The sequence below is a fragment of the Enhygromyxa salina genome (assembly GCF_002994635.1).
Classification (GTDB): Bacteria; Myxococcota_A; Polyangia; order Nannocystales; family Nannocystaceae; genus Plesiocystis; species Plesiocystis salina_B.
In genome coordinates, this window is sequence record NZ_PVNL01000147.1 from 222,380 (window position 1) to 237,504 (window position 15,125).

Genomic DNA, 15,125 nt, shown 5'->3' on the forward strand with positions numbered 1-15,125 from the left:
GCGAAATGCCGAATTTCGTCGTTGGCGCTGTCCCCGGTCGGCGAGATCTCCACAACCTGATGATCATCACCCGAACCACAGGCGTTTGGGCGCTCACGTGCTTGCAGCTCAGGAAGTGGATCGGAGAGACTCCCGCCGGTGCGAACCCTCGTCACTGGCGCAGGAGGTCAGGTTGGACTCGACTTGATCCGAGCTCTCTTGCAGCAAGGCGACAAGGTCCACGCGACCGATGTTGGCCCGCGCCCGGAGGCGGCCGCAGATCTTCCGGCGGACCTGCCGTGGCACCAGCTCGACGTGACCGACCCGGAGCAGCTCTACACCTGCTTCGACCGGCTGCAGCCCGAGCGGGTGTTCCACCTCGCGGCGATCCTGTCGGCCCGCGGTGAGGTCGACCCAGGGCTGACCTACCGCGTCAACCAGACGGGCACCTACAACGTGCTCGAGGCCTGCCGGCTGACCGACGTGCGCCAGCTGATGTTCACCAGCACGATCGCCGTGTTTGGTCCGGGCTTGCCCGAGACCGTGGGCGACGACGAGGCCCTCCACCCCACGACCATGTACGGGGTCACCAAGGCCGCGAGCGAGCTGCTCGGCGAGTACTACAACGCCCGGTTTGATCTCGACGTGCGCGGGGTTCGGTTCCCCGGGTTGATCTCGGCCTCGATCCCCGGCGGCGGCAGCAGCGACTACGTGGTGTTCATGTACATCGACGGGGTCCGCAAGGGTGCGTACGAGGCGTTTTGTCGGCCTGACACCCGGATCCCGCTGATGTACATGCCCGATGGCGTGCGCGCGCTGCTCGAGCTGTCGGCGGCCCCGCGAGACCAGCTCTCGCGCTGCATCTACAACATCGCCGCGTTCTCGCCGACCGCTCAGGAGATCGCGACCGAGGTCGCGGGCGCGCTGCCGAAGGGCGCGGATTTTTCGTTCGTGTCCGATCCGGCGCGGCAGAAGATCCTGGATTCGTGGCCGTCGGTGCTCGACGATCGCAACGCTCGCGCCGACTGGGGGTGGGCGCCCCGCTACGACTTGCCGGCGATGACCCAGCAGCTGTTGCCGGAGATCCGTTCGTTGCTCGAGACGCGCGCGGACGCCCTGGATCACTGAGCCCACTGGTGAATTTGGGCTCATGCGTGTGTTGCTGACGCTCGGCTTGCTCGGCTCGCCCGCGCAGTCGATCGAGCAGGTCCCGACCCCGCAGGCCCAGGTCGAAGGCCCGCAGGCCCAGGGCGAAGTCCCTCGCGTCCAGGGCGAGCCGGTCCCGATGGTCGTGCCGCCGCCGACCTCCAGCCTGCCCGACATTCGGTTTCGCCTCGATGCGGACCTGCCCGTGCTGGTCGGCTTCACCGCGCTGTTTGGGGTCACGGAGGCCATGAAGCCCGTGATCGCACCGAAGGCATGCGACTGGTGTGCGCCGGGCCCGGTCGCGCGCAGCGTTCGAGCCGGGCTGCGCTGGCAGGACCCCAAGCCGGCCGCGCTGACCTCGGACATCGTGGCCTACGGCGTGATCCCAGCGTTCGCGCTGACCGTGACGATGGTCGGCGTCGGGACCGAGGGCGAGTGGCGCAAGCTCCACGAGGACCTGATCGTCGCGCTCGAGGCCGTCGCCGTGTCCGCGGCGCTGACCAACATCGTCAAGTACTCGACCGGGCGCCAGCGCCCCTACTCGCTGTTCGCCGACGAGCCGATCGGGTTCGCCGATGACCCCGACCAGCACTTGAGCTTTCCGTCTGGTCACACCGCGCTGGCGTTCAGCATTGCGACGAGCTTTGCGACGGTGGCGACGCTGCGTCGGCGCAAGCTCGCGCCCGTGCTGTGGGGCGTCGGCCTGCCGATGGCGGCGTTCGTCGGCTACCTGCGCATGGCCGGCGACCGCCACTGGTTTGGCGACGTGCTCGCGGGCGCGGGGCTCGGGACCGTGGTCGGTGTCGGGCTGCCGTGGTTGCTGCATCACCCGCGCACGGGCGTGATGCCGCGGCTCGAGGCCAAGCGCGGGCGGGCCTCGCTGACGATCCTGCCAACTGGCACCGGGCTGAGCATCGCGGGCCGGATCTGATCGCTACCAGCCGCCCAGCTTGGCCAGCTCCTCGCCGGTCTCGAGCGACAGCGCGCGCATGCTCTGCCCGTAGGTCACGATCACGAGCGTGTCACCCACGACCATCCCCTCGACGTTCTCGTGGGCGTCGCCGCCCAGCCTGGTCTCCCACTTGGTCGAGCCGTCGGCCAGCGAGATCCGGCGGATCCTCGCCTCGCTGTCGCTCGAGGGCACGAAGCTGACGATCGCGTCGTCACCGATGATCTCGACCCGCGGCTGCGCAAACCCGCTCTCGACAGTCTCGAGGCTGCCCGGCTTGGTCAGCTGCACGCGCCACAGCTCGGCCTTGGTGTCGCGCGCGTAGCCCAGAAAGTAGGGGATCTGGGTGCCCTTGTCGCGAGTCACGAACGCGATCCCGTGCGGGTTGGCGCAGCGCTTGGCGTCGTCGTCGTGGCGACGGCCGCGGGCGATCGGCAGATCTTGCTCGGGGCAGAACGCCTGCTGGACCCGCAGATCCTGGAACTGGTTGTGTTTGAGATCCAGCTGGCGCAGCTCGGGGATCAGATCGTAGCCCGCGTCGTCGCGCAGGACCTTCGCGGTTGCGGGGGGCTCGGGCTGACCGGGGCTGAGCTTGCCCTCGGCGAGCGTGACCTGTGAGGCCGCGTCGTCGATCGTCGCGACCCACAGGTGGTCGCCGTCGACCGCAATCGCCTCGAGCTTGTCGGGCATGCTGGCCAGCCAGCGATCGGTCCCGGTCGCGGCGTCGTAGGCGTGGAGCGTGGCGCCCAGCCCAAACAGCACGAGCTTGCTGCCGGGCTCGAAGTACAGCGTGGGGCTGGGCAGCTCGGACATGCGGCCGAGATCGACCTCCCACAGGGTCTTCCAGTCGCTGCCCGACATCGCGGTCAACACCAGCTGCTGCGACCCGGACTCGCTGATCGTGCCGATCAGGTCGTCGACCCCGTCGCCGTTGACGTCCGCGACGAACGGGCGCCCGTTCTTCCACATGTACTTGCGCGCGTTGGCACTCGCGGTGGCGTTGCCGATCCCGACCTTGACCTGGTCGATCACCGCGCTGGCGCTCTGAAACACCGTGTAGGCCACGATGGCACCGATCACCAAGGGCACGAAGGTGACCAGCAACACGATGATCAGCACGGCCTTGCCCCCCCCACTGCTGCCGGTGTTGACCGTGTTGACCTGGATCGGCGGCGGCGAGTAGTGCATCTGCGGCTGCGGCCGCGGTGGCGGTGCCGGCTGTTGGTGGACCGTCTGCTTGATCTGGTTGGTGGTCCCGCAGTAGCCACACGCGATCATGCGCACGTCGTCGGTCGCGTCGAGGTTGGCACCGCAGCCTTGGCAGACGAGTTTGACGATCGCCATAGGGCCGCGAGTATAGCGCGTGGTCTCGGGTTCCCGATACACACGCCCCACGATGGGCTGTGCGCCGAAACAGCGCGAGGCCGGGGGGCAAGCTGCCCCCCGGCCTCGCGGCGAAGTCCTGAAGAAACGGTCACAGCCGCTTGCTGGCTTCGACCTGCGCGCGGCGGGTCGGGATCTTCAGCAGGCGCGTGGGGTTGTCGCTCTCCTCGGTCATCCGGCGGATCTCGGCGGCAGCCGGAAGCACGGCGACACAGATGCAGATGACGACAGCGGCGATGGTGATGAACATGATGTTAGTGGCTTTCTCGCGGACAGCGGGGCCCGCGTGGGTGCGACGCTCGAGGTCGCTGTGCGCCGAATCTTCGGCATAAATCCGCTCGCGCAAGTGGTCGCGTTTGTGAGGCGAGCGGGATGGCAACTGTTGTCGGCCCGGCGTCTGGCCAGCGCCGAACGAGCTCACGCCGTCCGCCGCATTCGCACCACGGCCCGCTCGTCGTGCGACGCGCTGGCCCTGACGGCGTCGGTGATCGCCACCACCACGGTCCCAGCCGGCTTGTCGGTCTCGAGCGCTCGGTGGGCGTCGACGATCCGCGCGAACGGATAGGCTGGCGTGACCACTGGCCAGATCACCCCGGCCGCGAGCAGCTCCGCCACATCGTGCGTCAACTCCTGAGTGCCGATCGCGACGGACGACGAGACCTTGCGCCCGCCCAGCACCGCGGTCGCCAGCATCTGAAACATGACCAACAAGTTCAGATAGACCGTGACGTAGCGGCCATTCGGGGTCAGCGAGCGCCGCGAAGCACGGAAGCGATCGCCCGCGTTCGTGTCGAAGATGACATCGTAGGTCTGTCCGTTTTGTAGGTAGTCCGAGGCTGCATGGTCGATGACCTCGTGGGCACCGAGCTCGGTGACCATGGCCACGTTGCGACCGCTGCACACACCCGTGACGTGCGCGCCGAGGTGTCGGGCGATCTGCACGGCGAACCGACCGACCCCGCCAGAGGCACCGATGATCAGGACCCGCTCGCCGGGCTGCACGCGGGCCACGTCGCGCAGGAACATGAGGGCCGTCACCGCGCCGTAGGGGACCGCGGCCGCCTCGGCGTACTCGACCCCTGCCGGGATCTTGGCGACCGGCCCTTGCTCCGCCACCGCGAGGTACTCGGCCTGGGCGCTGTGGTCACAGCCGCCGAACACATCGTCGCCGACCGCGAACCGAGTCACGCCCTCGCCCACCGCCACGACCCGGCCTGCGAAATTGGTCCCGGGGATCGGGTACTTGGGCCGGCGCAGGCCGAACATCAGCCGGCCGACTACCTTCGTGAGTCCCGGGAAGTCCGCCGCGCGCAGTCGGCGATCTCCCTGGGTCACGGGGCTCGCGTGGACCTGGACGAGGATCTGGCCAGGCCCGGCGACGGGCTGCGCGACTTGCTCGATCCGAAGGACGTGGGGGGCGCCAAACTGGGTGTGGACTGCGGCTTTCATGCGATTCTCCTGCTTCCTTGGGGTTTGGGAGGCCACCTCGACCGCCCTCGCCGATATGTATATCCATGCGTCTGCGTCTGGAAAACCGCCAAAATCGCAGGTGTGGTATGCATTTGCGTATGGACTGGCGCTCTGTCAGCTTTGATTGGAACCGCGCCCGCGCGTTTCTCGTGACCGCCGAAGAAGGCTCGTTCTCCGCGGCCGGCCGCGCGCTGAACATGTCGCAGCCGACGATCGGCCGGCAGGTCAGCGCGCTCGAGCAGGAGCTCGACGTGATCTTGTTTGAGCGTGTGGGGAACGCCCTCGCGCTGACACCAACCGGGATCGATCTCGTCGAGCACGTGCGGGCGATGGGTGAAGCGGCGACGCGGGTGTCGCTGACCGCCGCCGGGCAGTCGCTCTCGCTCGACGGCACCGTGTGTATATCGGCCAGCCAGATCACCGCGACCCACACCTTGCCGCCGATCATCGCGGGGCTTCGCGCCAAGCACCCCGGGATCGAGGTCGAGATCGTGGCGACCAACGATCCGAGTGATCTGAGCCGCCGCGAGGCCGACATCGCGATCCGCAGCTTCCGCCCGACCCAGCCGGACCTGGTCGCGCGCAAGGTCAAAGACGGGTTCGCGCGGCTGTATGGCTCGCCGGCTTACCTCGAGAAGATCGGCAATCCCACGACCGCCGAGGCGCTGTCACAGGCGCAGTTTCTCGGGTTCGATCGCACGGACGCGCTCATGAACGGGCTCAACGCGCTCGGCCTGTCGCTGACCCCGAGCAGCTTCGCCGTGATCACCGACAACCAGCTCGTGCAGTGGGAGCTCACCAAGCAGGGGGTCGGGATCTCGATCATGATGGAAGAGGTCGGCGACGCCGAGCCGTGCGTGCGGCGGGCCCTGCCGGATTTTCCGCCGATCACAGTGCCGACGTGGCTCACGACCCACCGCGAGCTCAGCACCAGCCGGCGCTTGCGGGTGGTGTTCGATCTGCTGCTCGAGGGGCTCGGGGGCTGAGCGGCGTCGGTTGGCGGAGTCGGCTACCGAAGGCCCAGCGCGTGGGCGAGCCGGTCGTGGTCTTCGACGGTGCCCACGCTCACGCGCACGCACCCCGACAGCCCAGGCACGCGGCTCACATCCTTCACGCGCACGCCGGCCTCCTCGAGCTGCGTCACCAACCCGTGGGCCCGCGCGTCGGAGGGCAGCCGCAACAACACCAGGTTGCCGTGGGCCGGAAACAGCTCCGCGTCGGGCACCCGCCGCAGCAGCTCGACCAACCGCCCACGGTTGGCGATCGTCGTGGCGAGCAGGCTGGCCTGGACGTCGGCAAACCGAGTCAGCGCAGCCTCGGCCACCGCGATGCTCGTCTGCGAGACATTGTACGGATGCCGAACCTTGTTGAGCGCCAGCGCCAACTCCGGCGCGGCGATGCAGTAGCCCACGCGCAGCGCGGCCAGCCCGATCTTCGAGAGCGTCCCCATGTGGACCTGGTTGCTGGGCCCGGTCGGATCCCACAGCGAACAACCGGGCTCGTACGCGGCGTAGGCCTCGTCGATCACGAACACGGTCTCGGGAAATTCGCGGACCAACCCGTGGATCAGCTCGGCGTCCCACAGGCTCGAGGTCGGGTTGTTCGGCCGCGCCAGGAAGCACACCGCCGCGCCCGGCAGCGCCGCCCGCATGCCCGCCGCGTCGAGCTGCAGCGCGTCGTTCAGCGGCACCTCGCGCACGTCCACGCCAAACACCTGCGCCGAGTGGGCGTACATCACGAAGGTCGGTGTGGGGATCACCAGGTACCCGGCCCCAGGTGCGCCGGACAGCGCGGTCATCAAGCCCGAGATGATCTCGTCGCTGCCGTTGCCGAGCACGATCCGCTCGGGATCGCAGTCGTGCCGGGCTGCGAGCGCGCGTCGCAGGCTGCGGCCCGAGGTGTCCGGGTAGCGGTTGAGCTCGAGCTCGCGGACGATCTCGGCGAACGCCTCGCGGACCTCGAGCGGCCACGGCTCAGGGCACTCGTTGGCGTGCATGCGGCTCGGGGCGCTGGACGGCGGGACGTCGTAGACCTCGAGCGGGGCCAGGGTCGGTCGGAGGTGTCGCTGCCAGCTCATGTGTTGGTCTCCAGCCGTTGTTCGACGGCGCGGGCGTGGCCCTCGAGGCCCTCGGCGCGCGCCAGCACGGTGATCGCCTGGGCCTGCGCGCGCAGCTGATCAGCGGAGAGCTCGAGCACGCTGGTGTAGCGCACGAAGTCCCAGCAACCCAGCGGCGAAGAAAAGCGGGCCCCGCCGGCCGTCGGCAGCACGTGGCTGGGGCCGGCCGTGTAGTCGCCAGCGGCCTCGGGCGTCCACGCGCCCACGAAGATCGCTCCCGCGCGGCGGATCTTCGCGGCCATGTCCGCCGGAGCTTCGACGAGCAGCTCGAGGTGCTCGGGCGCGTAGGCGTCGGCCTGCGAGATCAGCTCTTCGCGCGTGGTCACGAGCACCGCCGCGCCTTGATCGCGCAGCGCCGCGCAGGCGATCTCGCGGCGCGGAAGCTGGCCGAGCTGTCGCTGTAGCGCCGCGTTCACGGCTTCGATCAGGGCCGGGTCGGTGGTCAGCAACACTGGCGAGGCCAGCACATCGTGCTCGGCCTGGCTGATCAGATCTGCGGCGACGAGCTCTGGGTTGGCGGTGTGATCCGCGACGACCAGGATCTCCGAGGGCCCGGCGATCGAGTCGATGTCGACGCGGCCAAACACCAGGCGCTTGGCCGCGGTCACGTAGGCGTTGCCGGGGCCGACGATCTTGTCCACGCGCGGGACCGTGGCGGTGCCAAACGCGACAGCGGCGATCGCCTGCGCGCCGCCGATCTGGAACACCCGATCGACCCCAGCCAACGCCGCCGCCGCGAGCACGACCTCGCTCGGGCGCGGGGTCAGCAGCACGACCTCGTCGACGCCCACGACCTTGGCCGGGATCGCGGCGTGCAACACCGAAGACGGATAGGCCGCCGTCCCGCCCGGTGCGTACACGGCCACCCGCGCGAGCGGGCCCACCCGACTGCGCAGGGTCTCGCCGGGCGTCTCGGTTCCGGTGCTGACCAGGGCTTGGTTTTGCAGCTCGTGGAACCGGCGAACTCGGGTTGCGGCCTGCTCGAGCGCGGCCCGGAGCGGGGGCTCGAGCGTGGTGAGTGCCTGCTCGCAGCGGGACCTGGGCAGCTCGAATTGGTTGGCTGACAGGGTGCGCTGCTCGAACCGGTGGGTGAGCTCGATGATCGCCGCGTCGCCGTGGACGCGGACCTGCTCGACGATCGCCCGCGCGGCCTGATCAGCCTCGCCGTCGAGCCCGAACGAGCGGGCGCACAGCTCACGCCAGCGGTCGCTCGCGCTTGGGGTTTTGGCGCGTAGATCGAGGACCGGCAGGCCCGTGAACGGCTCCGACATGCGGCCGGACCTTAGCACTCATCGGCGGTTGTGCGTGGCGCACGGGTGTGACCGTTGGCGAGCACTGGCGCGAGCGCGCTAGGCCGCTGCGCGCGCAGGCGAGCCCCATCGAGCCCGGGCTCGATGGGGCAGGCCCCAGATTTGTTGGTCGGTCAGCCTCTCCGCGCGTCAGCCCGGTCCGAACACCTCGACCTCGCTGAGCATCAGGCTGCCGGTGCCGAACAGCTGGATACGGACGAAGCGCCCTTCGACCCCGGCCATGGGGTAGGACTCGCCATCGGTGGCTGCGCCGTGCTCCGCCACGGACTTGACCATCTGGGAATCCTCGTCGAGCACGTCGATGTGGAAGGCGCCCCCGTAGGTGCCCCAGAGCTTCACCTCATTGATCACGCGCTGCGACTCGAGATCAACGAACCAATATGGAGCCGACGCGTGGGTCGATAGACTCGGCGTGTCGGTGTCCGTCGCGCCGTCCACAGCCCTCTCCGCTAAAAACAGTGGATGCGACTGGTGAGTGGGGCGCCCAAACGCCAAGTTGCGATCTGGCTCGCTTGTCCGGCGTACGGCGACAGCGCCAAAGTAAACCTTCGACATGCCCCAGGTATAGAGCGCGATCGCTCCGGTGCCGAATGGCGAGTCGTCGTCGTTGACGGATGTCACCTGGACGCCATTGAGGTACAGGCGGTGCATGTCGTGGTCTCGCGTGACCCGCAGTTGATGCCATTCGCCGAGGGCGAACGCCGGGGCAGCGACACGCGTGAGTTCGCTGGTGACCCCGTCCACGACCTTGACGATCCGCGCGTAGTTGCGTTCTTTGTCGAACTCCGCCCGGTAGTAGTTTTCGTCATCTTGCATCGAGTACATGACGCCCCACGTGTCATCGTCCGCCGGCCATACGGAGACCTCGACCGAGCCCTCGTGGATGTAGGTGTTGTGCGCCTCGATATACGCGCCGCGATGTGTCCCGTCGGGACTGAAGCCGTACGAGTTTCCTGTTTGTCGGACCTCGTTGTACGGTGTGACGTGCCATAGCGACGTGCCCGAGTTTTCCTGAGGCACCTTTCGCGTCCATTGATCGGGGTCGAGGTTGTCCACGTTGGGATCGTCGGGCCAGCCACCGCCTTCCCATCGCTCGTCGTAGGCCAGCGTCCCGTCTCGCGGTGGGTTGACGCGGCCAAAGTCCACTTGCACCTGCAACGAACGGACATGGGTCTTCACCTTCGTCTCGGGCTCCCAATATGAATCGAATGGCCCGTTGTCTTTTTCGCTTGTCCAGGTGTTGCGCAGCGTCTGCGCGTACTGGAATTGGGTCGGAATGATCCCTTGGAACGCCGCGTCGACCCAGTACATGGTCTCGAACCCGGGAACGAAAGTCGACGTCGCCAGGGCAGGGAGCGCGTGGATTGCGTCCTCATCGGAGCCGACGAGGTCTTGCCACTCGTTGTAGGGACCCCCGCTGGAGGCCGTCATGTAGAATGACCATTGGGAAGAGCGGTCGCTCGTATCATCCCTGATCGAGAAGTCCTTCAGCTGCAGCGTCGTCGACGTTGTCTGGGATGTGTTATAGGAGAGCGACGGTGGATTGGTCAAATTGACGATGAAGTCCTTGTTGATGGAGGTGGTGTACGAGGAGGCCTGGTTGTCGGTGAGGGGGGCGTGCGCATCTGCATGGAGGGCTCCATGCAGCGGTCGCACCAATACGTCGACCTTATCCTGGAAATAGCCGCGGTCGGTCGCGTTGTTCCACTTCAGCTGGCCGGGGTGCACACCCGAGCCGGTTGGCCGTACGCGCAGGTATTTCTTGTTGGCGGTCGTGTACAGATCCACCGAGAAATTGACGTCCATCGTCGCGGTCTGGCCGTCGTACGGGCTCCAGTTGCTCTCGGGATCCACGACGTCGTAGTGGGCGTGGCTGCCAGCCGGCAAGTCCGACGCTTGCTCGAGCTGCTGCGGTGTCTGCTCGGTGGTGAGGTCGAGCTGGTCGAGCTGGTCGAGGATCAGCTCGCTGACCTGCTCGGGCGAAGCGATGGTGTGTGCGGCTGCGAGCGGAGCGTGGGAACCGAGCCGTTCGGATCGCTCGCTGGGCTCGCTGTCCGTGCGCTCCGCGTCACCGACTCCCTCGATGAGTTCGCCACGCAGACCATACGCCGTCAGCCGATATCCGGGGGTCGGCGCCAGACTCTCGGCCACGACTGTTTCCGCGTCGATCCCAAACCCGATCGCGCGGGCCATGGCACCGGCGTCGTGCGCACGATCGAACACGATAGGCACCCGGGCCGCATGGGCGGCCGCGAACACGGGCTCCCACGCGTCGAGCTGCTCGAGCGTGGCGTGGCCCAGATCCACCGTCACCGCGCGGCTGCTCGCCACGGCCCGCGCCAGTCGCTGGGGATCGATGCTCCGGCCGTCCACGGCCTGCACCGTGCGGGCGAGCGCGCTCAGGATCGGCGCCTCGGCGTCAGCTGCATTGAGCGCGAGCAAAAAATCGCCGTCGGGCGTGAATTCGGCCGGGCGCACGGGATCGGCGAGCAGCAGCGAGGCGTCGGGATCGCCATCGTCGCCGAGCGCGGCGGCGTCGATCGGCTCGATCGGCTCGTCGTCGTCACAGGCGCTCAGCGCCGACAGGGTGAGGGGCAGCGCCAAGGCGAGGCGCAGGCGTGAGGGCACGCGAACGAGGACAGTGTGGTTGGTGGGCTTCATGATGATGCTTGCAATCCCATTGGTTGTAGGTGCGGCGCGACCGACCCGACGACGTGGGGGCCAGCGCGTCCGCTTGCGAGCGTTGTCGTGGCGGTCGCCCGGCGGATAACAATTTTCAAAAAAACCTTCGTGCGCTCGCTCAGCTGTGCGCGACCGCCACGACTGAACCAATCCGCTCGAGCGGCGTCGCTCGTCTTGGTGTCGCGTCGAGCGAGCGGTGGGCCTGCGCTCGGTCGAGGACGCGCAGCTCGGCGCTCGACTGTTGCACGGGCGCCCTCGTAGTCGCAGACGACGAGGGCGCTCCCCGCCGATGGTACGGTAGTCAGCCTTCACGCAGCGGGATACTCTGCCTCGACGATGACCGCGGACTCGGAGCTACTCACGGCTTGGCGCGCGGGCGATCAAACCGCGGGGATCGAGCTGTTCGATCGCTATTACCCGAACGTCTCACGCTTCTTTCGCAGCAAGACCCGCGATGGCTGGGCGGATCTCGTGCAGTCGACCTTCCTGGCCTGCGCGGCCGGCAAGGACCGGTTCCGCGGCGAGACTGGATTTCGTCAGTACCTGTTCTCGATCGCGTACAAACAGTTGATCTCGCACTATCGTCGGCGCTCGCGGGACCACGCGAAGATCGATTTCTCCGAGTTCAGCGCCGTTGACCTCGACCCGTCGCCGAGCGCGGTGACGGCCGAGCGCCAGGAGTTGCAGCTGATGCTCCGGGCGCTGCGGCACATCCCGCTCGACGCCCAGATCATCTTGGAGCTGCACTACTGGGAGCACATGTCGACCCACGAGTGCGCGCTCACCCTCGAGCTCCCGCACAGCACCGCCAAGTGGCGACTGCGACGGGCGCGTGAGCTGGTCAAACAAAAAATGCAGACGCTCGCGGAGTCGCCAGAGTTGGCCACGAGCACGATCGACGGGTTCGATCGCTGGGCTGCAGCGCTGCGTGATGAGATCCTCACGGAGCCATGAGATGGGACGGGTCGGGGTGTGCGGACAGCCAAGCTTCGACCTGGGTTTGGGCAAGCCCGAACCCGGGCCCAAGCTCGCGGTAGTCCGCGCCCGCGCGCTCGGCCAGCGCCCGCGCTCGCGGCTTTTCGCCGCTGTGCCATAGCGCCTGGGCGAGACCGAAGCGCGTCACGGCCAGCTCGTCGGGCAGCGCGTCGGCGGCTTCGCGCCACGCGAGCGATCGCTCGAGACGCTCCCGCGCCGACGCCCAACGCTGGTCACCGAGATCGACGAGGCCGAGGCCGGTCTCGGCGTACACGACGACGGGACCATCGGGGTCGACGGCGCGCCAGACCGCGGCGGCGGCCTCGTACTCGGCTCGCGCGGCCGCGGTGTCACCGAGGTGGAGCAGCGCGTCGGCCAGGCTCAGTCGAATCATCGCAACCTCGATGTCGGGGCTGCCCGCTCGCGTGGCAGCTTCGACGAGCGGCCCGAGCTGGTCTCGTGCCTCGGCGTGCCGGCCCAGACGATCGAGCAAGACGGCCGCGCTGTTTGCGACGCTGACGCCAACTTGCTGCTGGTCTTCCGGCAGCAGCGCGACCAGCTCGGCGACGTCGCGCAGGGCTGCGAGCGCCCCCTCGAGGTCACCCGCAGACTCCATCGCCAAGGCCCGACTCTGGAGGATCCAGACCCGTTCGGGGCGCACGTCGCCATACAGCGCACGGACCAGCGCCTCTGCGCGATCGAGGGTGACGAGCGCGGCCTGGGGGTCGTCGGTGCTCTGCAGGTGGCCGAGCATCGAGAGGATGCCGGTCTGGGACGGGTGCATCGGTCCGAGGTGCCGATCCTGGATGGCGAGGAGCTCACGCATGGCGGCCGCCTGCTCGTCGCGTCGGCCCAGGAGCGCAGCCACGCCAGCGAGTTCCATGTACAGGGAGAGGCGCGCCGACCAGTCGAGCTCGTCGAGCCCCTGCGCGCGCTCGGACGCTCGCTGCAGTGTCGCCCAGGCGTCCGCTGGCGCCCCTTCGCGCTGTTGCTTGTCTGCGAGGGCGACCGCGACCGCGACCTCGACCGCGAGTTGCTCGTCGCTGCGCGCGGCGAGTGACTGCGCGAGCTGGGCGTGGAACTCGAACAGCGGAGCCCCAGCCGGGGTTTGGGCGCCGTCTTTGGCGATCTGCACGGCCAACCACATCGCGTGGGTGTCCTCGCCAGCCGAGATCGCGGCGCCCAGTGCCCGTCGGTAGTGCCCGATAGCGAGGTCCCAGTCGCCGTCGGCCGCCGCGAGGTGACCTCGCAGGTGAGAGAACGAGCGCAGGACCGGCGCCGCGCCGCTCGCCTCCACCGCCGGCTCGAGCGCGTCGAGCTGCTCGCGGACGTGGGCGTAGCGCCCGGCCTCGAACTCGACATGGAGGCTGACCAGGGCCAGGCGCAGGCGCTCGACCTCGACCGCGAGCGCGGGGTCGTCTGGCGCGCGGTAGGTCGAACCGAGCACCTCGAGCTCGGTGCAGCGCGAGACTGGCGGGAGCGCGTCGACCAGCGTCACCGCGTGTGTCAGGGCCTCGGGCTCGCCCGTTGCCAGGACCGTGACCGCGGCTTCGAGCGCGGTGCGGGACTCGGTCAGGCACCGCATCGCCTGGTCATGCAGGGTGTCGGACTGCTCGTGGCGAGCGTGGGCCTGGCAAGTGTCGCGGTAGGTGCTGACCCACGCGCTCGCGTAAGCATCTAGTGAGGGCCCCACGCGCGGCCAAACGTCTGCGGCGAACGACAGCTCCGAGCTGGTCAAATTTCGTTCGAGCCCGACCCGACGGGCGTCGTCCCAGACCCCTGCGAGGCGCTGCTCGGCTGCGGCGCAGGGGTCCTCGGGGGCGTGCTCGGGTGGGACCGATCGCGCCGCGGCGACGAGATATCCCGCAGCACCGACCGCGGCGAGGGCCAGCACCCCGGCGAGGAACCGTCGACGCCGACGCTGGGGATCGCGGGACAGGCGATCGATGATCGCCGCCATCGAGGGCCAGCGCTGATCCGCAGCGGTCGCCAATCCACGCGTGAGCACCTCGTCGACCCAACGCGGGACCTTGCGCCTGAGCGACGGCGACACGAGCGTGCCCGCCTCGAAGGCCTGCTCGAGCGCGGCGATCGTGTCGCCTGGGTACGGACGCGCGCCGTAGAGGGCCTCCCACAACGCGACGCAGAACGAGAACTGATCGCTGCGAGCGTCGACGAGCGCGCCGTTAAATTGCTCGGGGGACATGTAGGCCGGGGTCCCGATCCGCTGGCCAGTCTGCGTGTGCACCTCGACGGGGAGCTGGTGGGCGCGGGCGCTCACCGGCGGGCGGGGCTCGACCACGTCGTTGCGCGCGAGCCCAAAGTCGGCGACCCGGACCCGCCCGTCATCGCCAACCAACACGTTCGACGGCTTGAAGTCACGATGGATGATCCCAGCCGCGTGGGCGGCGATCAGGCCCCGGCCGGCCTGAATGAACAGCTCGAGCAGCGCGCGCCAGTCTGGCGACTCGTCGATCAACCAGCGCGCCAGCGTGCGCCCTTCGACGTACTCCATGGCGACGAAGAAGTGGCCTTCGTGCTCTCCGAACTCGTGGACCCCGACCACGTTCGGGTGATTGAGCTGGGCCATGATCTTCGCTTCGCGGTGAAGGCGGGCGCGAATCCGTGGATCGTTTGAGCTGCCCGCGACCAGCAGCTTGACGGCGACCTGGCGGTCGAGCGTCTCGTCATGAGCGAGGTAGACGATCCCCATGCCCCCGGCCCCGAGCATGCGCACGATCACGAACCGACCAATTCGCGGAGGGAGGGCTGCGTCGGGGAACAACGCCGCCCGAATCATCGCGCGCACGCCGGGCTCCTCGGTCGTCTGCGCGCCGGGCATCGACGCCATCAAGCGAGAGACTTCACGGCCCCCCTCGCGGTCGGTGTTCGGAGCAGCGCCGTGCTTCGGCGAGGTGCTCTCGCGGATCGAGCTGTCCTGGGTCATGCTGTCACGTCGGAGCGCGTCCGTGGAGCGCCGCGAACGGGCGCGTCATGGGTTCATGGTAGCAGCTCGCGGGTGCCGCACGAGCAGTCAACCGAGGCAGCCTTGCCACCGTGATCGACAGATGCTGCAGCGCGGCGTGTGGACTACTCGGCCGGCGGGGGCTCGCTT

11 protein-coding genes are annotated in these 15,125 nt (G+C 68.5%); 4 read left to right on the plus strand and 7 right to left on the minus strand.

What is annotated here, in order from left to right:
- Positions 1–138: 138 nt before the first annotated feature.
- Entirely contained in the window at positions 139–1,107 is a 969-nt protein-coding gene (locus ENSA7_RS40730; protein ID WP_106094833.1) for an NAD-dependent epimerase/dehydratase family protein, read from the plus strand.
- Between the two features lie 22 nt (positions 1,108–1,129).
- On the plus strand, positions 1,130–2,056 hold the full coding sequence (locus tag ENSA7_RS40735; protein ID WP_106094834.1) for a phosphatase PAP2 family protein: 927 nt from the start codon (positions 1,130–1,132) through the stop codon (positions 2,054–2,056).
- Positions 2,057–2,059: 3 nt separating this feature from the next.
- Here ENSA7_RS40735 and ENSA7_RS40740 read toward each other — a convergent pair whose 3' ends face one another.
- The 3 genes from ENSA7_RS40740 to ENSA7_RS40750 form a co-directional block, all read right to left on the minus strand.
- A complete protein-coding gene (locus ENSA7_RS40740) occupies positions 2,060–3,418 on the minus strand; it encodes an outer membrane protein assembly factor BamB family protein (RefSeq protein ID WP_106094835.1) in 1,359 nt (452 codons plus the stop codon).
- A gap of 130 nt (positions 3,419–3,548) precedes the next feature.
- Positions 3,549–3,878, minus strand: coding sequence for a hypothetical protein (locus ENSA7_RS40745; protein WP_146158719.1), 330 nt, complete (start codon positions 3,876–3,878; stop codon positions 3,549–3,551).
- Positions 3,875–4,906: an NAD(P)-dependent alcohol dehydrogenase gene (locus ENSA7_RS40750; protein ID WP_106094837.1), complete on the minus strand. Its 1,032-nt coding sequence runs from the start codon at positions 4,904–4,906 to the stop codon at positions 3,875–3,877. Before ENSA7_RS40750 ends, ENSA7_RS40745 begins: the two co-directional genes overlap by 4 nt.
- A gap of 119 nt (positions 4,907–5,025) precedes the next feature.
- Between ENSA7_RS40750 and ENSA7_RS40755 the strand changes: the two genes are divergently transcribed.
- Positions 5,026–5,913 carry a LysR family transcriptional regulator gene (locus ENSA7_RS40755; protein WP_106094838.1) on the plus strand — a complete coding sequence of 296 codons (888 nt, stop codon included), beginning with the start codon at positions 5,026–5,028 and terminating at the stop codon, positions 5,911–5,913.
- Between the two features lie 23 nt (positions 5,914–5,936).
- On the opposite strand, the gene ENSA7_RS40760 is transcribed toward ENSA7_RS40755, so the two are convergent.
- The 3 genes from ENSA7_RS40760 to ENSA7_RS40770 form a co-directional block, all read right to left on the minus strand.
- Positions 5,937–7,004, minus strand: coding sequence for a pyridoxal phosphate-dependent aminotransferase (locus tag ENSA7_RS40760; protein ID WP_106094839.1), 1,068 nt, complete (start codon positions 7,002–7,004; stop codon positions 5,937–5,939).
- On the minus strand, positions 7,001–8,314 hold the full coding sequence (hisD, locus tag ENSA7_RS40765; RefSeq protein ID WP_106094840.1) for a histidinol dehydrogenase: 1,314 nt from the start codon (positions 8,312–8,314) through the stop codon (positions 7,001–7,003). Before hisD ends, ENSA7_RS40760 begins: the two co-directional genes overlap by 4 nt.
- A gap of 168 nt (positions 8,315–8,482) precedes the next feature.
- Positions 8,483–10,831, minus strand: a complete 2,349-nt coding sequence (locus ENSA7_RS40770) for a 3-keto-alpha-glucoside-1,2-lyase-like domain-containing protein (protein WP_146158720.1) — start codon at positions 10,829–10,831, stop codon at positions 8,483–8,485.
- Between the two features lie 540 nt (positions 10,832–11,371).
- On the opposite strand from ENSA7_RS40770, the gene ENSA7_RS40775 reads away from it, so the two are divergent.
- Positions 11,372–11,989 (plus strand): RNA polymerase sigma factor, encoded by a 618-nt coding sequence (locus tag ENSA7_RS40775; protein ID WP_106094842.1) that lies wholly within the window; start codon positions 11,372–11,374, stop codon positions 11,987–11,989.
- Here ENSA7_RS40775 and ENSA7_RS40780 read toward each other — a convergent pair.
- Positions 11,976–14,957, minus strand: a complete 2,982-nt coding sequence (locus ENSA7_RS40780) for a serine/threonine-protein kinase (RefSeq protein ID WP_106094843.1) — start codon at positions 14,955–14,957, stop codon at positions 11,976–11,978. The genes ENSA7_RS40775 and ENSA7_RS40780 overlap by 14 nt on opposite strands.
- Positions 14,958–15,125 lie beyond the last annotated feature (168 nt).